At 52.1% G+C, this 22602-nt stretch carries 17 protein-coding genes; 8 read left to right on the top strand and 9 right to left on the bottom strand.

The genetic code is table 11. The features are described 5' to 3' along the window. Positions 1–53 precede the first annotated feature (53 nt). The 4 genes from DFR47_RS18285 to DFR47_RS18270 all read right to left on the bottom strand — a co-directional run bounded on the left by DFR47_RS18285 (position 54) and on the right by DFR47_RS18270 (position 5295). Positions 54–1877, bottom strand: coding sequence for an ABC transporter ATP-binding protein (locus DFR47_RS18285; RefSeq protein ID WP_113945938.1), 1824 nt, complete (start codon positions 1875–1877; stop codon positions 54–56). Between the two features lie 4 nt (positions 1878–1881). After that, positions 1882–2745 (bottom strand): ABC transporter permease, encoded by an 864-nt coding sequence (locus DFR47_RS18280; protein ID WP_022709303.1) that lies wholly within the window; start codon positions 2743–2745, stop codon positions 1882–1884. Next, positions 2745–3686 carry an ABC transporter permease gene (locus DFR47_RS18275; protein ID WP_170137550.1) on the bottom strand — a complete coding sequence of 314 codons (942 nt, stop codon included), beginning with the start codon at positions 3684–3686 and terminating at the stop codon, positions 2745–2747. Before DFR47_RS18275 ends, DFR47_RS18280 begins: the two co-directional genes overlap by 1 nt. A 79-nt stretch (positions 3687–3765) precedes the next feature. Beyond that, on the bottom strand, positions 3766–5295 hold the full coding sequence (locus DFR47_RS18270) for an ABC transporter substrate-binding protein (RefSeq protein ID WP_374788420.1): 1530 nt from the start codon (positions 5293–5295) through the stop codon (positions 3766–3768). 217 nt (positions 5296–5512) lie between these two features. Here DFR47_RS18270 and DFR47_RS18265 point away from each other — a divergent pair, with 217 nt between their 5' ends. Together DFR47_RS18265 and DFR47_RS18260 are read left to right on the top strand one after the other, a co-directional pair. Next, the gene (locus tag DFR47_RS18265) at positions 5513–6595 is read left to right on the top strand and encodes a D-TA family PLP-dependent enzyme (protein WP_113945937.1); all 1083 of its coding nucleotides are present in this window, start codon (positions 5513–5515) and stop codon (positions 6593–6595) included. An 8-nt stretch (positions 6596–6603) separates the two neighbouring features. Further along, entirely contained in the window at positions 6604–7497 is an 894-nt protein-coding gene (locus DFR47_RS18260) for a sugar kinase (RefSeq protein ID WP_113945936.1), read from the top strand. 53 nt (positions 7498–7550) lie between these two features. Here DFR47_RS18260 and DFR47_RS18255 read toward each other — a convergent pair whose 3' ends face one another. Together DFR47_RS18255 and DFR47_RS18250 are read right to left on the bottom strand one after the other, a co-directional pair. After that, entirely contained in the window at positions 7551–8330 is a 780-nt protein-coding gene (locus DFR47_RS18255) for an acetoin reductase (protein ID WP_113945935.1), read from the bottom strand. Between the two features lie 191 nt (positions 8331–8521). After that, positions 8522–8890, bottom strand: coding sequence for a DUF488 domain-containing protein (locus tag DFR47_RS18250; RefSeq protein WP_113945934.1), 369 nt, complete (start codon positions 8888–8890; stop codon positions 8522–8524). 188 nt (positions 8891–9078) lie between these two features. Here DFR47_RS18250 and DFR47_RS18245 point away from each other — a divergent pair, with 188 nt between their 5' ends. The 3 genes from DFR47_RS18245 (at position 9079) to DFR47_RS18235 (ending at position 13266) form a co-directional block, all read left to right on the top strand. Further along, entirely contained in the window at positions 9079–10116 is a 1038-nt protein-coding gene (locus tag DFR47_RS18245; RefSeq protein ID WP_342633981.1) for an ABC transporter ATP-binding protein, read from the top strand. A 209-nt stretch (positions 10117–10325) separates the two neighbouring features. Further along, a complete protein-coding gene (locus DFR47_RS18240) occupies positions 10326–11348 on the top strand; it encodes a Fe(3+) ABC transporter substrate-binding protein (RefSeq protein WP_113945933.1) in 1023 nt (340 codons plus the stop codon). Between the two features lie 265 nt (positions 11349–11613). Beyond that, complete coding sequence (locus DFR47_RS18235) at positions 11614–13266, top strand: ABC transporter permease (RefSeq protein ID WP_245416641.1); 1653 nt, start codon at positions 11614–11616, stop codon at positions 13264–13266. On the opposite strand, the gene DFR47_RS18230 is transcribed toward DFR47_RS18235, so the two are convergent. After that, the gene (locus tag DFR47_RS18230; RefSeq protein ID WP_113945931.1) at positions 13263–14150 is read right to left on the bottom strand and encodes a LysR substrate-binding domain-containing protein; all 888 of its coding nucleotides are present in this window, start codon (positions 14148–14150) and stop codon (positions 13263–13265) included. The two genes, DFR47_RS18235 and DFR47_RS18230, sit on opposite strands and share 4 nt — an antisense overlap. 124 nt (positions 14151–14274) lie before the next feature. Between DFR47_RS18230 and DFR47_RS18225 the strand changes: the two genes are divergently transcribed. From DFR47_RS18225 to DFR47_RS18215, 3 genes are read left to right on the top strand one after another with little or no spacing between them, the layout of a single operon-like run. Next, positions 14275–14898 (top strand): glutathione S-transferase family protein, encoded by a 624-nt coding sequence (locus DFR47_RS18225; RefSeq protein WP_113945930.1) that lies wholly within the window; start codon positions 14275–14277, stop codon positions 14896–14898. Positions 14899–14953: 55 nt separating this feature from the next. Continuing rightward, positions 14954–15994, top strand: a complete 1041-nt coding sequence (locus tag DFR47_RS18220; RefSeq protein ID WP_113945929.1) for an LLM class oxidoreductase — start codon at positions 14954–14956, stop codon at positions 15992–15994. 44 nt (positions 15995–16038) lie between these two features. Next, a complete protein-coding gene (locus tag DFR47_RS18215; RefSeq protein ID WP_162930311.1) occupies positions 16039–16551 on the top strand; it encodes a methylated-DNA--[protein]-cysteine S-methyltransferase in 513 nt (170 codons plus the stop codon). Between the two features lie 9 nt (positions 16552–16560). On the opposite strand, the gene DFR47_RS18210 is transcribed toward DFR47_RS18215, so the two are convergent. Both DFR47_RS18210 and DFR47_RS18205 read right to left on the bottom strand, forming a co-directional pair. Next, positions 16561–17097, bottom strand: a complete 537-nt coding sequence (locus tag DFR47_RS18210) for an invasion associated locus B family protein (RefSeq protein WP_170137548.1) — start codon at positions 17095–17097, stop codon at positions 16561–16563. A 30-nt stretch (positions 17098–17127) separates the two neighbouring features. Next, a complete protein-coding gene (locus DFR47_RS18205) occupies positions 17128–22482 on the bottom strand; it encodes an autotransporter outer membrane beta-barrel domain-containing protein (protein WP_113945927.1) in 5355 nt (1784 codons plus the stop codon). Positions 22483–22602: the final 120 nt, after the last annotated feature.

Raw genomic sequence — 22602 nt, 5'->3', positions numbered from 1 at the left:
ACAACCGCTGAGCGCTCCCCCCGCCTGAGCTGAAAATCTGTGTTGCGGATATATCATTGAATTATGAAATGCCCTTCTGATACTTCGCGCATCCGCCGTTCAACCGGCACATAATCCGGTGCACGCACAGGGCTGTGCAATTCATCAGCAATCTGCCCGCGCCGCATACCGCGCCGTGCAGGGTCGGGCACCGGCACTGCTGCCATCAGCTTTTTCGTATAAGGATGCTGCGGGTTTTCAAACACCGCTGCACGCGGCCCGATCTCAACAATCTCGCCCAGATACATCACCGCAACGCGGTGGCTGAGACGTTCCACCACCGCCATATCGTGCGAGATAAACAGAAAAGACAGGTTGAGACTGGATTGCAGATCGAGCAACAGATTGATGACCTGCGCCTTGATGGAAACATCCAGCGCTGAGACAGACTCATCGGCAACGATAAGTTTCGGATCAAGCGCCAAAGCACGGGCAATGCAAATACGCTGACGCTGCCCGCCGGAAAATTCATGCGGGAAGCGAGACGCCATATCGGCTTTCAACCCCACACGCTCCAGAAGATCAGCTACACGCTCCCGCGCCTGTTGCTTTGTACCGAGCTTGTGCTCCAGAAACGGCTCTGCGATAGAAGCACCAATACGCATACGCGGATTGAGACTGGCATAGGGATCCTGAAAAATCATCTGCATGGTACGGCGCAGGCCCTGTAGCTCATGGCCTGCCATGGCCATCACATCCTGCCCGTTGACCATAACGGAACCGCTTTGCGGCTCTATCAGTCGCATGATCGAGCGTCCGGTCGTCGACTTACCGCAACCTGACTCGCCCACCAGTGACAGTGTTTCTCCCGGTTGCAAGGAAAAGGAGATATTCTCCACCGCATGAACACGCCCTGCCAGTTTCCCGAATAGTCCGCTGTGAATGGTAAAGCGCGTCGTCAGCCCTTTTACGTCCAGAACCGGCGGCACGTCCTGCGCCACAGTATCAGCAGCTTCTACCGGCGGCAGTGCCGTGCCAGTTCGGATATCAACGACGGGAAAACGTAGCGGGCGCGCACGTCCGGTCATCGAGCCGAGTGCCGGTACAGCCGATAACAGGGCCCGCGTGTACGGATGCTTTGCCTGATGAAAAATCTCAGCTGTATCGCCGGTTTCCACCGCATCACCATGATACATCACCACCGTGCGGTCAGCGATTTCTGCAACCACACCCATATCATGGGTGATGAACAGTACCGAAGTGCCTTCCTCCTCCTGCAAGGTTTTAATCAGGTCGAGAATCTGCCCCTGAATAGTCACATCCAGCGCGGTAGTCGGCTCATCGGCAATCAGCAGTTTCGGGCGGGTAACCAGCGCCATCGCGATCATCACGCGCTGACGCATACCGCCGGAAAAACGGTGCGGATATTCATTGAACCGGCTTGCGGCAGACGGAATGCGAACCTTATCCATCAGCCGCAGAGCTTCAGCCTTTGCCTCTGCCCTGCTCATATTGCGATGGCATAACAGAGCTTCACAAATCTGATCTCCCACCGTGTAAAGCGGGTTGAGCGACGTCATCGGCTCCTGAAAGATCATCGCAACATCATTGCCGCGCACTTTTTGCATTTCCTGCTCGGACAGTTGCAAAATATCTTTACCGGCAAGCAGAATATTCCCTTCAATCCGGCTGGTATCCGGCTGCAACAATCGCATCACCGAAAGAGATGTTACACTTTTTCCGGAACCGGATTCCCCGACCAGTGCCACTGTTTCTCCTGCACCGACATCAAAGGAGATGTTTTTCACAACCGGTCGCCAGCCGCCCTCCCCGAGAAAAGAGGTTGTGAGATTTTGCACGCGGAGCACAGGCTGTTTGTCTGATAAATGGCTCATCATGCCCTCACATATCTTTACGCAAACGCGGGTCGAGAAGATCGCGCAATCCATCACCCACCATCTGCAAAGACAGCACGGCGAGAATGATGGCAAAGCCCGGAAACAGCGTCATCCAGTCTGCCTGTCCGACATATTGACGGCCGGAGGCAATCATAGTGCCCCATGTCGGAATTTCCGGACTGACACCAAGCCCCAGAAAGGACAAACCGGCCTCAGCAAGCATGGCCTGCGCAAACAGAAACGTCCCCTGCACCAGAATAGGCGATAGCAGATTACGCAGCACGTGGCGGGTCATAATATGCGGCGTGGAAATGCCCAGCGCACGCGATGCCTCAATATAGGGCAGTTCGCGGATAACGAGTGTTGAAGCACGCACCACACGCGCCAGTCTCGGTGCATAGACTATCGATAGCGCCACAATCACAGTTGTCAGCGAAGGGCCGAGTGCGGCCACCAGCGCAATCGCCAAAAGAATATCCGGAAAGGCCATCATCGCATCAATCAGACGCGCAATCGGCGTATCCAGCCGCTGGAAAAACCCCGCCAGCAAGCCGAGCGTGATACCAATCAGACTTGCCAGCACTACTACGGCAGCGCCAACAGCCAGAGATAACTGCCCCGCATAAAGTGTGCGGGAAAATACATCACGGCCAAACTCATCGGTACCGAAAAACCATGTACCGTTCGGCGCGGTCAGACGATTGCTGATCGACAATTTACCCGGTGCATAGGGTGCAATCAGTGGTGCCAAAACGGCGAGCAGCACGAAAACGATCAGGACGAACAGGCCAAATGCAACGGTGCGGCGACGCAACAGGCGACGGATAAACAACCATGTTTCTGAGGATTTTACACTGGAGCCGGTCATCAGTAACGCACCCTCGGATCGACGGCCAGATAAAGCATATCAATGGCAAAATTAATCAGAACATAGAGCGCGGCAATCACCAGCAACGCCCCCTGAATAACCGGATAATCACGGCGCATCACAGCCGACACCACCAGATTGCCAACCCCCGGAAGGCCAAACACGGTCTCTGTGACCACCGCACCGGAAATCAGCACAGCTGCGGTCAGGCCGATCACTGTCAAAATTGGGATCAACGCATTTTTAAACGCATGTTTCATCACCACGCGGCTGCCATTCAGCCCCTTGGCTCGGGCTGTGCGCACATAATCATCGCCCAGCACATCCAGCATCGAGGCGCGGGTAAAACGCATGATGAGAGCAGAGGACACGATACCCAGTGCGAAAGACGGCAGCACCAGATGCATCATTCGTTCGCCAAAACTCGTATCCGGCCCGCCATAGCCGGAAACCGGAAACAAGCCGTAGCGCACGGCAAATACCTGCATCAGCAGCAGGCCAAGCCAGAAGCTTGGAATACTGGCGGCAAACATCGCCAGCGCCGTTGCAGTCTGATCGAAAAACGAACCCCGCTTTACCGCAGCATAAATGCCGACCGGCAAGGCAATCGCACTGGCAATCAGAATGGAGAACAATGTGAGAAAGAATGTCGGCTCTGCCCGTTCCGCCAAAGCGTGGGCAACCGGCTGACCGAGGAAGATCGACTGGCCAAGATCACCGCGCAGCAATTGCAGCAGGTAATAGCCGTATTGCACCGGTAATGAACGATCAAGACCGAGCTTTGCCCGCAGTCCTTCAATATCAGCCTGTGTCGCTTCCGGCCCCAGCATGACGGCAGCAGGATCACCCGGCGTAACACGGACGATCACAAAAACAATCGTCACAACCAGAAACATGACCACGATCATGCCGATCAGACGCTGTATGATATAGCGTAGCATTCAGTCTCCACCCAGTTCGGGAATGCCCAAGATGTAAAGCCGCGCCGCTTCTCCTCCGAAGTTGCGCGGCCTGTCTCATTTATTTTTCAACAGATGCATTCCAGAAATATGGCCATGGTGCAGGTGTCACACCATCCAGTTTCTTGGATTTGGCAGACAGATTGTTGAAATTACCGATCTTGATGAACGGCACCTCGTCGAACACGACTTTCTGCACCTCTGCCCAGAGTGCCGCACGCTTCTGCGGATCAGCTTCCGCATTAAACGCGTCCATCACCTTGGCACGTGCCGGTGTATTCCATTTACCCGGCTCACTCACTGAAAGCGGATCAATCAGAGCCGGTTCAGGCAGGAACGGGCTATGCGTGATGTAAATATCCCAGAGTGCCGGATCAGCGCGGCGCTGGGTGAGCGTTGCCCAGTCCACCACCTGCATATCAACATTGAAACCGGCCAGTTTCAGATATTCAGCGGCAACCTGCGCCATTTTATAATGGAATTCATATTGGCGGCTGGTGAGAATACGCAGCGGCTCGCCATTATAATTGGCGGTTTTCAGCAGCGCCTTTGCCGCTTCTGCATCGCCAACATTATAGCTGCCTTCTGAACCGGCATCGGTATTCCAGATAAACTGTGCCGGATAGAGCGATGGTTCAACACTGAAGAAATCCTTGCTGCCATAGGCGGCAGTCAGCATGTCCTCATTATTCAACGCTACCTGCACAGCTTTACGCAGATTACGGTTTGCAGCAATACCTGTGGAGGTATTCATAATGAAAACCGGCCAGCCGAACGGCTTGAGCATAACCGCATCCGAAGACGCCGAACCGGACACACGGTCAAAAGCTTCAACCGGCAGCGCATCCACATAACCATACTGGCCGGAAACGGCAGCTTCTACGCGGGTATTGGCATCCGGCACCGGCACAAAACGGATTTCATCGAGATTTTGCTGGCGGCCACCCGCATAACCGCTCGGCTCGCCTTCCTGCGATTTATAGCCATCATAACGAACCAGCTGAATATACTGATCAGGCTTGCGCTCTTTAAACTGATAAGGGCCGGTGCCGACAAATTCGGTCATCGGCTCAGCCTGTTTTTCAGCGGGCAAAACAATCGCCGCGGAATTATTGAAGGCCAGCAGCGATGTCAGCGGTGCATAAGGCTGCTTCAGCGTGATTTTGATGCTGTAATCGTCAACCGGCTCAATGGCTTCAATCAAAGTTGCAGCCTGTTTGCCGCGCGAGGCTAAATTTGTCCAGCGCTTGAGCGATGCCACAACATCTTCCGATGTCATGCCTGTACCATCGTGGAATTTAACACCCTCACGCAGCTTAATCAGATAGGTTTTACCATCGGCAGAGATTTCCGGAAGGCTGGCAGCCAGAAGCGGCGCCGGTTTCCAGTCTTTATCGAAAGTATAAAGTGTCTCAAACATATGCTGACTGACAATACCGACGAGATCCGCCGTTGAGACCATCGGGTCCAGTGTCGGCGGCTCACCAATCGTCGCCACATCCAGCACCCCGCCTTTTTGTTGCGCGAAAGCGGACGGCATCAATGCGATTGTCGCAGCACTTAAAAACAGCGCCAGTTTCATTGCCTGCATTTCATGAACCCCCAATTGTTATGTCCGCACCTGCGATGCGGCTCCTCCTCGGCGTGATTTTTCATTTTGTCCAAAATAATGGACATTAGTCTATTTTACCGGATTGACGTATCTCAATATAGTCTGCATAACTTGTCAAGAGGGTGACCAGTCTGACCGGCACGTTTTTTGACGCCTGTAAGACAAATAAACACGGTCGTGGAGAATGTGAGGAAAAATGGAACCAAAATTAGCAGACCAATTGAACACACCGGCAATTGTCGTTGATCTGGATATTGCGGAAAGAAATATCCGTAATTTTCAGTCCTATGCGGACAAAAATGGTTTTAGAGTACGCCCTCATATCAAGACGCATAAATTACCGGCACTGGCGCATGCCCAGCTTGCAGCCGGTGCAGGCGGCATCACCTGCCAAAAAATCTCTGAGGCCGAAGCCATGCTTGACGGCTTGCAGAAAGAATATGACTGCTCTCCTGACCTGCTGATCACCTATAATATTCTAGGCAATGAAAAACTTGACCGGTTGAGAGCATTAGCGCACCGCACAAAACTGAGTGTGGTTGCAGATAATCTGACTGTTATTAATGGTCTGTCCGAAACTTTCGCCCATGAGGCACAGCCGTTAACGGTGCTGGTAGAATGCAATACCGGCGCAGACCGCTGCGGCGTTGCATCGCCTGAAGCAGCAGCACAACTTGCTCAAGCCATTCATAATGCTGAAGGACTGCAATTCGGTGGCCTGATGACCTATCCGCCTGCCAATGCCCATGCCGCGGTTGAAAACTTCATGGAACAGGCAAAGCAAAAAATCGAAGCATCCGGCATTGCTGTGCCGCTCGTCACCTCCGGCGGCACACCATCAATGATGAGCGCGGCTGATGCACCTGTTGTCACAGAATATCGCCCCGGCACTTATATTTACAACGACCGCTCGCTCGTTGAACGTGGCGCTTGCACCTATGATGATTGTGCATTTTTCGTATTGGCAACCGTTGTGTCCGTGCCGCCTGACAACCGCGCGATCATTGATGCAGGCAGTAAAACTCTGACTTCCGATTTGCTTGGTCTTTCTGGCTATGGCCATGTCCTCGGCCGCGATGATATCCGCATTGATCAATTGTCTGAAGAGCACGGCCGTCTGGTCAGCGACCAGCCGATCAACCTCAAGGTCGGTGACAAAGTACGGATCATCCCGAACCATGTCTGCGTCGTTACCAATATGTTTGACAGCGTCTATATCCAGCGCAATGGCAAGGTCACGGAAAGCTGGCCAATTGCTGCCCGTGGCAAGCTGGTCTGAGGTCGGTGATGAGCGGACAGTTTCTCGCCATTGGTGAGGCGATGGTTGAGCTGGCACCTGATGGCAATGGTGCCTTACGACAGGGTTTTGCCGGTGACACCTTAAATGCCGCTTATTATGCCCGTTCTGCGCTGCCCGCCGCATGGCAGGTCAGCTATTTCACTCTGCTAGGGCAAGATGCAATGTCTGATGCCATGCTGGCATTCATGGCACAAAAACAAATCGGAACAGACTATATAGGCCGCCATGCTTCCCGCATGCCCGGCCTTTATATGGTGCATCTCAAAGATGGTGAGCGTAGTTTTTCCTATTGGCGTTCAGAGTCCGCAGCTCGATTACTGGCAGAGGATAAAACAACGCTCAAAAAGGCAATAGAAGCTTCTGATATTATTGTTTTCTCCGGCATCACACTGGCAATCCTCGAAGATGATGGTGCCGATAATCTGCTCTCCGTGCTGCAAGAAATGCGCGGCGCGGATAAACTGATTGCGTTTGATCCCAATATCCGTCCCCGCCTCTGGCCGGATCAGGATCATATGCGCTCGCAACTGATCCGTGGTGCCAAAGCCAGCAATCTGGTGTTGCCAAGTTTTGATGATGAAAGCAGCCACTTCGGTGATCTGACCATCGCAGATACAATTGACCGCTATCGCAGCTACGGCCTCAACCGGATTATCGTCAAAAACGGTGCAGATGACATTGAGGGATATTTTGATGGCCAGCCATTGACCATCAAAGCCACAACAGCACCGCAGATTATCGATACGACCGGTGCAGGTGACAGTTTTAACGGTTCATTCTTAGGCCATTTCGCCCGCACAAAGGATGCCGTTGCATCGGCACAATATGCCTCGCAGGTCGCAGCAAAAACCATTCAGCATTATGGTGCGCTGGTAGACTAAGACAAAAAAGCCCGCCGGAATTTCCGGCGGGCTTTCTTATAAAACCGCAGCAATCAGCGATAGACAATACCACCATCCGTCAGAACAGCCTGACCGGTAATGTAATCCGAATCCGGTCCGGCAAAGAACGATACCAGCGCCGCCACATCATCCGGTGTCTGCGCACGGCCAAGGGCAATGCCCTCAACAAATTTCTTATAGGTTTCACCCTTCGCCGCGCCAGTCAGCTCCGAGAACCGCTCGTCAATTTCCACCCACATATCCGTACCGACAATACCCGGACAATAAGCGTTTACGGTAATGCCTGCGCTCGCATATTCCTTCGCAGCTGCCTGAGTCAGCGCACGTACCGCGAATTTGGTTGCAGAATAAACACCGAGCATCGCAAAACCATCATGACCGGCAATTGACGAGGCATTGATGATCTTGCCCTTTTGTCCGCGCTGTTTAAATTGCGCAGCCGCCGCCTGAATACCCCAAAGCACGCCGTCCACATTGATCCGGAAAATCCGGTCAACTTCTTCCGGCATAACTTCGGCCAGCGGCTTTACCTGCGCGATACCCGCATTGTTAACGATCACGTCAAAACCACCGAGTTCTTTCTCAGTATAATCAACGGCTGCATAAATATCCTCGCGCTTGCTGACATCAGCAGCAAAAGTGGTCACTCTGCGCCCCAGAGCCGCAATCTCTTTAGCAACCTCTTCAAGCTTATCTTCTTTCAGATCCACCAGCGTCAGATCGAAACCGTCCTTCGCCAAACGCAAAGCAATACCGCGGCCAATACCCTGTGCAGCACCGGTAACTAACGCAACCTTATTGGTAACAGACATAACCATATCCTTTTCGTTTGAAACACAAAACCTCCGGTGAAACATGCCCGCCATACACGACTTTAATATGGCATTTCATTTCTGTCTTTCTACCGGACATAATAATGAAAGCTAAAGCATCACCCTATTAATGCATTGATTAAAATCAATTTTATTTATATTTAATTCAACTAAAATAAATCTATATGTATCTATGCGCCCTGCCGCTCTTCGATATAGCTTTTCAGAAGCTGTGCATGATTATGCGCCATATCTCTGGCCGAATAGAGCAAAGTTACCGGATGCTCCGCGCAATGGCGCTGCAACACCTGCACGGCTTCCCCATTACCTTGCAATTCATCATGATAGCGCTGCTGAAAGGTCTTCCAGACGTCTTCATTCACGGTCTGATGATGAAACCATTGCCGCAGTTCTGTGGTCGGTGCGATGTCTTTCAGCCACAGATCAAGTGCCGCTTCCTGCTTACTCACCCCGCGCGGCCAGATGCGGTCTACCAGAATACGAAAACCATCATCCGGTGACGGTACCTCATAAATTCTTTTGACTGAAATTTTAAACATTGTCCCGCCTCGCTTCTCACATGCCGCTCACTGGCAGCAACGATTATTCTTGATACAGGATGATCAGGCTCATGTTTTTATAGTACAACTCAGGAAGCAGTGTTATAGCAATAGCACAACCGGAACGGACATAGCAGACAGTGCATCTAAAAATAGCATCTGAACAGACTGAAAACCGAAAAATTGCCTTGCAGGTATCGAATGTCAGCAGGCATTTCGACGGTACTGCCGCATTGCAGGACATTTCGCTCTCTGTTACAGCAGGTGAAATCATTTGCCTTGTCGGGCATTCCGGCTGCGGTAAAACCACTTTGCTTAAAATGATCTCCGGCATTGATACACCGGATAGCGGTTCGGTTTTCATCAACGGACAGCCGATTGTTAACGGCACCCATTTTATCGAACCCGAACAGCGCCACGTCGGCGTGGTGTTTCAAAACTATGCGCTGTTCCCGCATCTGACCGTTAAACAAAATGTCTTATTCGGCCTGCGTAAAACGCCACGTGCCACAGCCTCCGCACGTGCCGATGAGTTGCTGGAGCTGGTAGGGCTGTCTCATATGGCTGCACGTTATCCGCATATGCTGTCGGGTGGCGAGCAACAACGCGTGGCACTGGCACGCGCCCTTGCACCAACGCCGGACATCCTGCTGATGGATGAACCTTTTTCCAATCTGGATCAGGGATTACGCCAGAAAGTGCGTAGTGAAACAATCGCATTGCTGCGCAAATTAGGCACGACGGTTATTATCGTCACCCATGATGCGGAAGAGGCTTTATCTGCCGGTGACCGCATCGTGCTGATGCGCTCAGGGCGTATTATTCAGCAGGGCACAGCGCATGAAATTTATGACCAGCCCAATGGCCGTTATACGGCGGATTTCTTCTGTAATTTCAATGCGCTCTCCGGCACGATCCGTGGCGGCCGGATTGAAACCGCTCTTGGTAGTTTTGAACTCACAGACCAGCAGAATGCAGATGGTGCCGTGCATATGTATTTACGTCCGAGCCATATTTATCCGGTGAGCGATGATGGTGATCTGCACAATACCATCAAGGGTACTGTCACAGAGCGCCATTTCTTAGGGGAAACCGAAGAGCTGGTGGTTCATACAGATGACCAGTCGGCTCCTTTACGTGTACGTACTGCTTTACGGCTGCCTGCAGATACCGGCACCATCCGTCTGCGCCTTGATACTGATAAAGCCTTTTTCTTTCGCGACTGATCCTACGATAGAGCATTTAAGGTGAAATACTCGAAATGCTTTAGCTTTTTATGTCTATGCATGCCTTTGCTCCCAAACCGGTATCCACTTTTGGAAGTCCTACCATAGTCTGATCACAAAGACTTGACCGCACACAGATTTTTCGCCAATAGTTGACCTTGTTAATCATGTTTTCTGCCCCTGCAACTTTCAATCAGGAAAGATCGACGATGACCAGAACCCGTACCATTCAAGCTGGCCTGGCCTTAGCCTTCGGAACCATGCTTGCCGGCGCCGCCAGTGCTGCGGAAGTGAATATCTACACCACCCGCGAACCGGGTTTGATCCAGCCTCTGCTTGATGCCTTTAAGGCTTCCAGCGGCATTACGGTAAACACTGTATTCCTGAAAGATGGTCTGGCTGAACGCGTTGCGACAGAGGGTGAAAACTCTCCGGCCGATATTCTGATGACCGTTGATGCGGGTAATCTGATTGATCTGACAGAAAAAGGCCTGACCCAGCCTGTCTCTTCCAAAGTTCTGGAAGATGCCATTCCGGCACAGCTGCGTGATGCGAAGGGCGAATGGTTTGCTCTTTCAATGCGTGCGCGCGTTGTTTATGCAGCCAAAGATCTCGATGTTTCCGCACTGAATTATGAAGATTTGTCCGATCCGAAATGGAAAGGCAAAATCTGTATCCGTGCCGGTCAGCATCCGTATAACACAGCACTGATCGCTGATTATATTGCCCATTACGGCGCTGAAAAAGCCGAAGAATGGCTCAAAGGCGTAAAAGACAATCTGGCACGTAAAGCTGCCGGTGGTGACCGTGACGGCGCCAAAGACATTGCAGGCGGCATTTGCGATATCGCTGTAGCCAATTCCTACTATGTCGGCCTGATGCGTTCCGGTAAAGGCGGTGAAGAACAGGTCAAATGGGGCGAAAGCATCAAAGTAATCCTCCCGACCTTCAAAGAAGGCGGAACACAGGTCAATATCAGCGGCGCTTCGCTGGCCAAACACGCCAAGAATAAAGATGCTGCTGTGAAGCTGCTCGAATATCTGGTGTCCGACGAAGCTCAGAAGATTTATGCGGAAGCCAATTTCGAATATCCGGTAAAGCCGGGTGCACCGCTTGATCCGATCGTCAAATCCTTTGGTGAGCTGACCATCGACAAAACACCGCTCACAGAAATCGTAAGCCATCGCAAACAGGCCAGTGAACTGGTCGATAAAGTCGGCTTCGACAACTAATAAACAAGCGCCGCTTTTCATTCAGGATGAAGAGCGGCGTTTTCTATATCAGAGCGTCCTGCACCCCGTAGGATGCATAAAGACTGCTCTGGCACTTAAAAATTTCAATCGCCACTCGGGCCCACCCAAAACCCTGTAAGTCATATGCGCAAGGTTTTGGTATAAAGCAGATATTCCATCGATTCGATGCGCTGCTTAATAAAAACGACTGGGCGGTCTTCGTTTCATTCTGTCAGTACCGCTCCGGATAATGGCGAGCCTTACCATGCCAGTACATACTAAAGGCCGGTTGTTCCGTGCCGGATCTTTATGGCTCTGCCTTTCAGCTATCAGTGCAATTCTGGTTTTGCTGCCCGTTCTGGCACTCGCTTTACAAGCCGCACAAGGTTCTGAAGGCCTCTGGTCGCATTTGCTGGCAACCACTCTGCCCGTTGCCTTTGTGGATACAATGATCCTGCTGACCGGCGTCGGCATCATTGTTGCACTCGTAGGCACATCCGCTGCATGGCTGGTAACCGCCTATGATTTTCGCGGACGCAGATTGTTGGAGTGGGCACTTTTACTGCCGCTCGCCGTTCCGACCTATATTATCGCCTATGCCTATCTGGATATTCTGCACCCGATCGGCCCTGTGCAAAGCGCTTTACGGGATTTACTGGGCTATACAAGTCCGCGTGAGTTCCGTCTGCCAGATATCCGCTCAATGACCGGCTGTATTCTGCTGCTCGGTTTTGTGCTTTATCCCTATGTTTACATCCCCACACGGGCGATGTTTCTGACGCAATCCTCGTCATTGATCGACGCCGCACGCACTTTGGGTGTTAGCCGTAATGCAATTTTCTGGCGTGTGGCACTGCCGATGGCACGCCCCGCCATTGCAGTAGGTATCAGCCTCGCATTGATGGAAACGCTGAATGATATCGGTGCGGCAGAGTTTCTCGGCATCCGCACACTGACCGTTTCCATTTATACAACATGGGTTACGCGCTCCGATCTGCCGGGCGCAGCACAGATTGCATTAGCCTTATTGCTGATTGTCGTGTGTCTGGTCTCGCTGGAGCGCTGGGCACGGCGCAAACAGCGTTTTTCATCCAGCGCCAAGCGCAGCCAGCAATTCACACCATATAAAGTCGGCGCTGCACGTGGTGGTATTCTGTTTTTGCTCGGGCTCACACCAATTTTGCTTGGCTTCGTTTTCCCTGCCATTTATCTGGCAACCGAGGCATGGAAACGCGTACGTTTTGCCGGTATCTCACCACGCCTTTACGATGAAATCATCAATACGGTGATGCTGGCTTCAATCGCGACCATCGTCACGCTCACCATCGGCCTGATCGTTGCCTATGCTATCCGGTTGCGTCCGGGCAATGCCTCACAATGGTTCTTCCGCTTCTCCACCATGGGCTATGCAGCTCCGGGAACGGTGATCGCCATCGGCGTGCTCATTGTGACCGGCGCAGCAGATCGCTTTATCAGCCAGATCGCCATGTCATGGTTTAATGTATCGGTCAGCCTGTTCCTGCTTGGCTCCGGCACTGCGTTAATCTATGCCTATCTGGTACGCTTCTTAGCCATCTCGGCCGGTAGTATTGATGCAGGTTTCAACCGTATTCCTGTGACCTATGATCAGGCATCCCGAACATTAGGTGAAACAGCAACCGGAACCTTCCGTCACATTCACCTGCCCTTGTCCAAAACGGCGCTCAGCGCTGCGGCTCTGCTGGTCTTTGTCGATTGCGTCAAAGAACTGCCCGCCACGCTATTGCTGCGCTCGCTCAATATTGAAACGCTCGCAACTCACCTTTATGGTGAGGCCGCACGCGGCACTTATGAAGAAGCCTCTCTCGCTGCACTGGCAATTGTGGCAATCGGCATTTTACCGGTGATTGTGCTATCCCGCGTCGGGCGTAAGCTCTAGTTCACACTTGCTTCCTGATGCAGCCATTCAATAAACAATTTGAGTGCAGGTTTTTGCGCATTCTCCGGCAGGGTCAGAATATAATAGGCAAATTGTGTCGGCCATGGCCGGTCAATCGCCAAGGTCAGACGTCCGGCAGCGATCTCTGGTTTCGCATAAATATCCCGTATCAGCGCAATGCCTTGTCCGGCTTCTGCCGCTTTCAGCAACAGAAAATCCTCGTCAAAAGCCGTGCCGCGCTCCGCTTCCGGCGTGGCTTCAACACCGCATGCTGTCAGCCATAACCGCCAGTCGGCACGGTCAGAATCCTGCAACAACGGATAGGCAAGGCAGTCAGACGGTTGTTCAATAACAGGCCCTGACGCCAACAGAGCAGCGCTTATCACCGGCACCAGTGCCGGTGCCATCAATGGCTGCACCTCATAATCCGGATAATTACCAAGACCGTGCCGCAGAGCAATATCAACCCGCCCGCCATGCAAATTGGTCAGGCCGGATGAGGCCTCAACCCGCACTTCAATCTCCGGATTTTGCGCCATGAACCGCCCCAGCCTCGGCACAAGCCATGAGGCTGCAAAGGACGGCAATGTACTGACAGTCAAAGTCTGGCGCTGACTGCTCGCTTCCAGAGTGGTCAAGCTTGCCTCGATTTGCGCGAAAGCTCGCAACAAAGCCGGATATACATTGGCTCCCTCTTCGGTCAGCTCCACCCCGTAACGGGTACGCCGGAACAAATTCACACCCGTCCGCTCTTCCAGCAAGCGGATTTGCTGACTGACAGCACCAGAGGTAACCCCCATCACTTCCGCAGCACTCTTAATGCTGCCGGTACGTCCTGTTTCGGTAAAAGCCCGCAAAGCCAGAAGCGGCAATACTTTTCCCATAATTTAGATTTCCTAAATTCAAACTCAGAATGAATGATTTCTGAAAGCAATAATAACAAGATATTTATGGAATTAATCACGCATCATCAATTTAGAATTTCTTCTTCAATATCACAAGGCAAAAATGATAGATCTTTACACAGACTCTTCACCAAATGGCTTCAAAGCAACCATTGCGCTTGAAGAGACCGTTTTAGACTACACCCTGCATCATGTTCAGATTGAGCAGAGTGATCACCAGCAACCGGCATTCCTGAAACTCAATCCGCATGGCCGTATTCCGGTCATAACCGATAGTGAAACCGGCGTAACATTATTCGAATCCGCAGCAATCCTGCTCTATATCGCAGAAAAATCCGGCCAGCTTTTGCCCCAATCGCTGCAAGAGCGCTGGCAGGCACTGCAATGGCTACAATTCCATGCATCCAGCATGGGACCGGTTTTTGGCCAGCGCGTGCATTTTGAAATCTTTGCCGAAAAGAGACTGCCGGAAGCGATTGCCCGTTACCAAAAGTTGACAGACGATATTTATCACGTACTCGATCAGCGCTTGCGTGAGGCAGATTATTTTGCCGGACCAGATTATTCCATTGCCGATATCGCGGCATTCGGCTGGACACATATCACGCAGATCTGCGGCTTCAATTTCGATCAATACGCGCATCTGACAGCGTGGCACCAGCGGATTGCCAGCCGTCCGGCCGTGCAGCGCGGCATCGCATTGCCAGCACCTGCAACCGGCCCGTGAACGCTCTCTCTCCCTGCTCTGTCCTCCCGATCATTCCCGTATTGAAAGACATATCATGACCAGCAATCAAACTGTTTCAAACGTCACGCTTGGCGCATCTTCAGATGCATTTGCCCATCATCCGGGGTATCGTCGGATGTTTGCAGAAAATCGGCTGACAATCGGCATTTTCCTGCCGCTGCGTTTTTATCAGGGGGACATGCGTGTTCTCGAAGGGCAAACCGCCCTTGTTAAAGACATTGATGAACGCGGATTTTCCTCCGTCTGGGTGCGGGATGTTCCCCTATATGACCCTTCCTTTGGCGATGCAGGGCAAGTCTTTGATCCATTTACTTATCTTGCTTATCTCGCAGCCCACACCAGTCGCACTTCACTGGCTACCGGTAGTGCGATTTTCTCACTGCGTCATCCGATTGATCTGGCAAAAGCTGCCACAACAATTGATCAGCTATCGGGAGGCCGTCTTGTGCTCGGCATAGCATCCGGCGACAGACCGGTGGAGTTTCCCGCTTATGGTCTGGAACTGAGCAACAGAGGTGAACGCTTTGCGGAATCTGTGCATTATTTCCGCCAACTGCTGGCCGAGAAAACACCTGCTATCCGCTCTCCTTTAGGAGAAATAACACAGGCTGAATTTTTACCAAAAGCACCTTTCGGACGCATTCCTTTATTGGTCACCGGTTCCAGCCGCCAAACGCCGGAATGGGTTGCACAGCATGCCGATGGCTGGCTGACTTATCCGCAAGCAACGCATCATTCGGAAGGCCCTAAACGCCTTGCACAGAATATAAAGCGCTGGCGTGATGCTTTACCCGATGGTGGCTTTCGCCCGCATGTCACCAATGAATGGATTGAACTGACAGAAGACCCGAATTTTCCGCGCACACCGCTCAATGGCGGCTTTACGCTCAAGACCGGACGCAAAGGGCTGATTGATCTGCTCGGAGAATGGCAACAGGCTGGCGTCAATCACGCAGCACTCGGCATGCAATTTGCGACCCGTCCGCCGGCAGAGATTATACAGGAACTGGCGGAAGAAGTTTTGCCACTGTTCCCCTCTCTGGAAGGCCCTGCACCTTCTGCCATAAAATGGTAAAATACAAATGATATAGGAACTTAACAGATAGAGACAGGCATAGCATGACAGACCGGTACTACTCAGGAAATATCGAAACCCCGATCGGTACTATGATCGCAATCGTCAACGATCACGGCGCTGTCATGCGGCTTGATTTTGATAATGATCGTCGGGTGCATCCGCCACAAACACAAATACCTGTTACGCGACACGACGATCAGGCCGTGAAGCATGTTGCCGAACAGTTGCATCAATATTTTGCCCGCGAAAGGCGTGTTTTTGATCTGCCACTGGCACCAATTGGCACCCCGTTTCTGAAAGCCGCATGGCTGGAACTGGCCAAAGTGCCCTATGGCACGATTACAACCTATGGCGAACTGGCAAAACGCACAGATCATAAAAGCTCCGCACGCGCCTATGGCCGTGTAAACGCCATCAATCCGATTTCCATCATTGTGCCATGCCATCGGGTGATCGGAGCCAATGGCAAACTCACCGGCTATAGCGGCGGCCTCGATAAAAAAGAAGCTCTGCTGCAACTCGAAGGTTGCAGCTTTCAGGCACGTTTGTTCTGATCAGGTTGTTTATTTCACCGCAGCAAAGGCATCGCCAAAACCGTTGAGGGGCAATAACAGGCGAATGTCATTTTGTGCCGTATCCTTAAAGGCGATCACAAGATTGTTGCCTTTAATAAGCGCCTTCAGCAGATCCTGATCAAGTTTATTACCAATGAAACAGCCATTATTATTGCAGGTTTGCAAAGGATAGCTGAACAGCTTTCCTTCATCGACCTTTACATTAACCCCCGCTGCAAGCGACACTTCCAGCGGAACACGCAGCAGCATTACCGGCGCAGCTTTAGGCTCAGGTATTCGGATAGAAAAATCGGTCAGGCGCTGACCGTTATTATTCAAAACAGCACTGGCCTCAATCACACATTCCAGCGCAGCCTTACGATCTTTAGCACTGCAACGGGTCTGCCATCCACTGGTCGCAAGAGACAGCGTCTGCTGATTAGCCGATGGCGCAGCATTTTCTGTTTGCTTTGTCTCTTGCGCCATTACTGGCGCGAATGCTCCCGCCAGCAAGAGTGCTAAACCTGTCAACGCTGCTTTCTTCATGATTGTATGCATAATAATCTGTCTGTCCTGCTACCAACGCAATCGGAAACCACCAGAACCCGACACATCATGCGCCGAACCGGAGAAATTACCGGTGACCTTGCCGTAGAGGGATAGTCCCGTTTCAATCTGCACATTGAAGCCAGCTTCAAGTTGAGCAGAATTCCGTGCCTGCGCTGCACCATGCACCACAAATTCATAACCGGGTGCAGCAGTAAAGCCTGCCTCGACTGAGCGTTTATTGGAGAATTCATGCACCCATGCCGCCCGTATATATGGTGCAAAGTAGGCATTTTTACCCAGTTCAAGCTGTGTATCTAGCTGCGCGCCCAGCGACAAAGGTACAGAATTGATCGTTCTGTCCTTGTAATAAAGTGCCAGATCGCCGCTTGTTGCATCCGCCCGTTCTGTTGAGCCATTCATGCGGAACGAAGACAATTGCAAAGCCGCAAATGGTGTAACCTGTACGCCGCCCAGATCCGTGCGGTAACCGGTCTCAAGGCGGGCATTAATACCATAGCCAGAGAAATCGTTTTGCAGCCGGTCACTGAAAGCGGCTGTCGAACCGGTTGCCGCAATCTGCGCCACGCGATTGGTGCTGGCATCAAACCAATCTACACCGACAAGACCATCTACATAGAAATTATTCTGCTTATAAGCACCATAAAGCGCAGTGCGTCCGGTTCTTATATCCCCCTGCGTCAGACGATCAGACACTTTGAAATCAGTTTGACCAATGCCGACAGCGAGACCAAGCAACAGGTTCTGATTAAGCTCATAATCAAAACCGGCAGCCATACCTTTACTATGGCTGCTCAGATCACTCGAGCCGACCACATAAGGATCACCGTCAATACTGACATCACTGCCAAAACCGGAATACCAACCACGCCAGCGGCTTTCCTCACAGCTATTGCTATTCACAATACAATCACGCTCTTGCCCGACAGTTGCTCCGACTTGGCGATAAGGATTGCTCCAGCGGTTACTCTGTTGTGAAACGGCACCTATGAAAGCATTGGTTTCCGAGAAATAGGCCTGCTGAACACCGGCTGTTCCTTCACCGTCAATAAGATCGTAAGTTCTTTGCAGGCTGGCAATATCCGGCTGGGCAAAAATCGCCTCAGCCAAAGGACGGAATGCAGACGAGGTCTGATCAGTCTGAATAGCATTAATCGTAGTGCCAACAGATATGCCGTTTTCGGTTAGTCCGCGTGCGGCATAATCAATATTCGCCCCCAAAATTGTTTCCTTATCTGTATACTCCAGCGTGTAAGTGGCAACAGCAGTATTTGGCGCAACCAAAAGCATACCATCATCATTCACCCCGCCTTCGGCACGAAGCGCGACATAATCATTACGCCCGCTTTTCGCATAGCCGCTATTGGCAACACTCAGTGCCATAGACCCGCCGAGATTTGCAGAACCACTCACATTTAACCGGTCAGCACTACCCGAGGCAGAAGACGATTGCGGAGCAGCAGCCATTCGCGCCATCACCGGATCATTCGCAGGCGTGCCACCCGCAAAATCCAATCCGACCAGATAACGGCCATTCGCAGTCTGGTTGAGGTTGCCATCAATCTGTGTTGTCTGGGTCATTGTGCTGCCACCAGGCGTCAGAATACCATCATTGATAAAATCTGAACCCGCCCGACCACCAAGACCGATCAATGAGCCGGAGACCAGCCATGCATCTTGTGCGTTGGTGAAAGTGTTACGACCGCTGCCGAGGTCAATATTACCAACCATAAGCCCCGTATTTGTCACCGCGGTATTACCGGTTGTGCCCACAACCGCCATGCCGTCAATCCAACCGGCTTCAAATAACTGGCCATCCGTTCCCGGAATATAACCAACTGTATTACCTATGCCTGTAATTATACCGTGATTGGCAAGGCTGTTTTCAGCACCATCAATCAGGGTCACACCGGCAGAGTGACCAACCAGCAGACTTTCGGCCTGCACAACAATGTCAATATTGCCATTTGTGGCACCGGTACTCTGAGCAAAAATTGCCGAGGAACCAGCACCGGTGGCAATCAAATTACCTGTCTGATTAATCGATATATTACCCGCTGCACCATTGTCCGCAAACATCGTAAAATCAGCTGTATCGAACGTCAGCATATCCGCAGAAAGCATGTTCATAAGCGGCGCTGCATCCGGTGCATCATTGCGCATCACAACAGAGCGGGCAACCAATGCGCCGGAACCTTCACCTGTTACGGTGACACTGCCTGTATTGGATATACTGATCGTACCGCTGCTGTCCTCACCCAAGGACTGGGCAGAAATCCCCGCAGACTTGGCTCCTGTGGTAAAAATCTCACCCGTATTGACAACCGATACAGCTGCAGCTGCACCATCTTGTGACAACACAGCAATCGCATCGGAGCGAGTACCCAGCGTCAGGATATCTCCGCTGTTATTGATACGAACTGCTCCTGCATCACCATTGCGCCCGTCTGTACCGGCAAGTGTTTCATCCAAATCACCGGAAGCTGCTACACCACCTTTGCCACCCAGAGATTGTGCTAAAATAGCTGCAGAAAAATCTCCTGTAGTGATCAAACCGGCATGATTTTCAATTGTAACATCGGCTGCATTGCCACCGGCACCACCAGAGCCACCTAAAGCGAGACCGCCATCACCACCATGTCCACCTAAGGATTCCGCGAAGATAGCAGCAGAACCGGCGCCACTGGTCGTGATCGCACCATGATTTACAATATTGATCTGACCGGCATTACCACCAGTACCACCTTGCCCACCCGCAGAGATCGCAAGGTCTGCATCTGCACCAAGATCAAGCGTGAGCGCGCTGCCACCGTATGCGCCTTGGCCACCAATCGATTGTGCAAAAATACCGGCCGAGCCGTTACCCAGCGTTGTCAATGCACCGGCATTATGAACAACCACGTCACTTGCATCGCCGCCAGCGCCACCGTTTCCGGCAATTGCACCGGAAGCAGTAAGAATGGTTGCAACGTTCAGTCCGCCTGCCCAGCCACCTTTCCCGCCTTGGCCTCCGGCAGAGATAGCCGCAACAGCACTTGCATACTCGCCTTTTGTGCCGATCACAGCTGTATTATCAATCGTTACTGTGCTGCCATTGCCCCCGTTGCCCCCTTCACGTGCAACGGCAGCAACACCTGAAACGCTTGCACTTGCCGCTCCGGCGAGTGCTAATCCCCCGGCACCACCTTCGCCACCGACAGAACTTGCCAATACCCCAATGGAACCATTGCCATGCGTTGCGATTGTACCGCCGCTGTTGACCGTAACAGTTGCACCATCACCACCTTTACCACCAATCGTGCCCAATGTTGCGGTTCCGGCAACCGGACCTGCCGCAACACTAACAACCAGTTCACCCTTCCCACCTGCACCACCAACAGATTGTGCAATAATCGCTGCAGAACTGTCACCATAAGTGGTGATGGAACTATCGGCACCAGTGGTCACATCAACTGCACCGGCATTGCCGCCTTCGTCACCTGTGCCACCGGCCGATCCGGAAAGAAAAGGTGCGGCAGTTATACTGGCCCCGCTATTTCCGCCAGCGCCGCCGACAGATTGCGCCACAATCGCAGCAGAGCCGGTTACATTGGCAGAAGATGTGTCCTTTGCAGCAAGACCAGTTTCGATTGTGCCATTATTGGTCACAGAAACCGCACCGGCTGCGCCACCTTTGCCACCATGACCGCCATTGGATGCAACACTGACTTGCAGACCGCCAGCACCACCCTGTCCGCCATTCGACCGGGCAAAAATACCCAGTGATGAAGATTGTGTTGTCGAAATCGTGCCGTCATTCACGACTGTTACACGGTCTGATTTACCGCCTGCGCCACCACCTTCAGCACTGGTGTGAATGCCGATTGATGCACCTCCGCGACCACCTGAGCCACCATCCGAGGTAGCAACAACTGCACTCGATACGACACCTTCCGTAATCAGCGAGCCGCTATTGGTAACCGAAACAGCTCCGGCATTGCCCCCGACACCGCCCGAACCGCTGGCCGCATCAGCACCGCCAACCGAGCGTCCGCCTTTTCCGCCATTACCACCGGCAGAAGAGACAACCACAGCAGCAGAATTATCGCCAAGCGTTTTAACTATGCTATTATTCGTAACATCGACTTCGGCACCGTTGCCGCCCTGTCCGCCGTCGCCGGATGTCGCATCCAAGACGGACGCGGCCCAACCGCCATGACCACCATTGCCACCGGTTGATTCAGCATAGATGGCGTGCCCGTTATCAATGGTAATGGATCCCTCATTACCGATATTGACAGCTCCGCCATTACCTCCGTGACCACCGCCAGCAGTGGTTGTATTAACAAGGCCTCCGGGCGTCACATTATTGCCGTTACCGCCCTTACCGCCAACCGACTTACCAACCAAACCGTTGGACTGTGCGCCATGAGTTTCAATGATTTTATTATTGGTAATTGTCACTGTTGCAGCATGACCGCCATTCCCTGCTACGCCATTCGCAGCACTTCTAAAAGTGGATTTTGCCTCAGCCGCATCAGCACCATTGCCACCTAAGGACAATCCATGGATTGCATCCGAACCAACACCGTTCGTCGCAATATTACCTGTATTGCTGATCGTAAGCGTTCCGCCTTTACCACCATGACCGCTCGGGGCAGCGTTTGCTTTGGCCAAATCACCGTCAGCATCACCAGCTTTGCCACCATGACCACCAACAGCTTGTGCAATAATGCCAAAGAACTGATCACCGGTAACAGCTATCCGTCCGCTATTGGTAACTAAAACCTGCCCGGCATGACCACCATTGCCACCAGCGCCCGATTTAATGTTGTCGATTAATGCGCTGCCATCACCACCCTTACCGCCTTGTCCGCCAGTCGAAAATGCAACAATGCCACTTCCATTTTGAACGGTTAAGTCGCCGATACTACCTACACCTACATTACCGCCATTACCGCCATCACCACCTGCAGCAGCATTGCCTTTCATACCACGACCGGCAGACCCGCCATTTCCACCGGCTCCACCGATACTGCCAGCAAGGAATATATTTGATCCGGTTGCTGAATGCCCGCTGCCGCTGCTTACTGTAAAGGAGTCGCCATCCTTCCCGCGGCCACCGGCTGTTGCATCTTTAATAACAGTTGCATCTTTACCAGTATTACTTTTTGGGGGAACCGGCTTATGCGTAACAACGCCACCTTTTTTCTCCAAGTCACTTAAAACCGGAGATGGTACGGGATTAATATTCTGGGGAAAGGACTGGGCAAAAACCGGCTCAGGCGTCGCAATAAAGCACAATGCGCCCATGCTCACACCGGTCATCAGGATGCGTTTAACTTTCGAAAGAACCACAGAATGATTTTTTTGAACCAATGACATCGCGCACCCCAAAGATCAGACAATAAAAAACAGGCCACGCGAACACCGGTTCGGCAGCCTGCAAAATTTATTTGATCATCTGGTTGAAACAATTCCCCTGATTTAGGGGGTATTAATATT

Source organism: Pseudochrobactrum asaccharolyticum (genome assembly GCF_003314995.1).
GTDB classification, from domain to species: Bacteria; Pseudomonadota; Alphaproteobacteria; order Rhizobiales; family Rhizobiaceae; genus Pseudochrobactrum; species Pseudochrobactrum asaccharolyticum.
The sequence above is the reverse complement of the archived record's forward strand: the minus strand, read 5'-3'. Positions and strand labels throughout refer to the sequence as shown.

Coding starts and splice junctions, on each gene's coding strand:
- DFR47_RS18285 (WP_113945938.1), bottom strand. CDS start 1,877: ATGATGAGCCATTTATCAGACAAACAGCCTGTGCTCCGCGTGCAAAAT.
- DFR47_RS18280 (WP_022709303.1), bottom strand. CDS start 2,745: ATGACCGGCTCCAGTGTAAAATCCTCAGAAACATGGTTGTTTATCCGT.
- DFR47_RS18275 (WP_170137550.1), bottom strand. CDS start 3,686: ATGCTACGCTATATCATACAGCGTCTGATCGGCATGATCGTGGTCATG.
- DFR47_RS18270 (WP_374788420.1), bottom strand. CDS start 5,295: ATGCAGGCAATGAAACTGGCGCTGTTTTTAAGTGCTGCGACAATCGCA.
- DFR47_RS18265 (WP_113945937.1), top strand. CDS start 5,513: ATGGAACCAAAATTAGCAGACCAATTGAACACACCGGCAATTGTCGTT.
- DFR47_RS18260 (WP_113945936.1), top strand. CDS start 6,604: ATGAGCGGACAGTTTCTCGCCATTGGTGAGGCGATGGTTGAGCTGGCA.
- DFR47_RS18255 (WP_113945935.1), bottom strand. CDS start 8,330: ATGTCTGTTACCAATAAGGTTGCGTTAGTTACCGGTGCTGCACAGGGT.
- DFR47_RS18250 (WP_113945934.1), bottom strand. CDS start 8,890: ATGTTTAAAATTTCAGTCAAAAGAATTTATGAGGTACCGTCACCGGAT.
- DFR47_RS18240 (WP_113945933.1), top strand. CDS start 10,326: ATGACCAGAACCCGTACCATTCAAGCTGGCCTGGCCTTAGCCTTCGGA.
- DFR47_RS18235 (WP_245416641.1), top strand. CDS start 11,614: ATGCCAGTACATACTAAAGGCCGGTTGTTCCGTGCCGGATCTTTATGG.
- DFR47_RS18230 (WP_113945931.1), bottom strand. CDS start 14,150: ATGGGAAAAGTATTGCCGCTTCTGGCTTTGCGGGCTTTTACCGAAACA.
- DFR47_RS18225 (WP_113945930.1), top strand. CDS start 14,275: ATGATAGATCTTTACACAGACTCTTCACCAAATGGCTTCAAAGCAACC.
- DFR47_RS18220 (WP_113945929.1), top strand. CDS start 14,954: ATGACCAGCAATCAAACTGTTTCAAACGTCACGCTTGGCGCATCTTCA.
- DFR47_RS18215 (WP_162930311.1), top strand. CDS start 16,039: ATGACAGACCGGTACTACTCAGGAAATATCGAAACCCCGATCGGTACT.
- DFR47_RS18210 (WP_170137548.1), bottom strand. CDS start 17,097: ATGAAGAAAGCAGCGTTGACAGGTTTAGCACTCTTGCTGGCGGGAGCA.
- DFR47_RS18205 (WP_113945927.1), bottom strand. CDS start 22,482: ATGTCATTGGTTCAAAAAAATCATTCTGTGGTTCTTTCGAAAGTTAAA.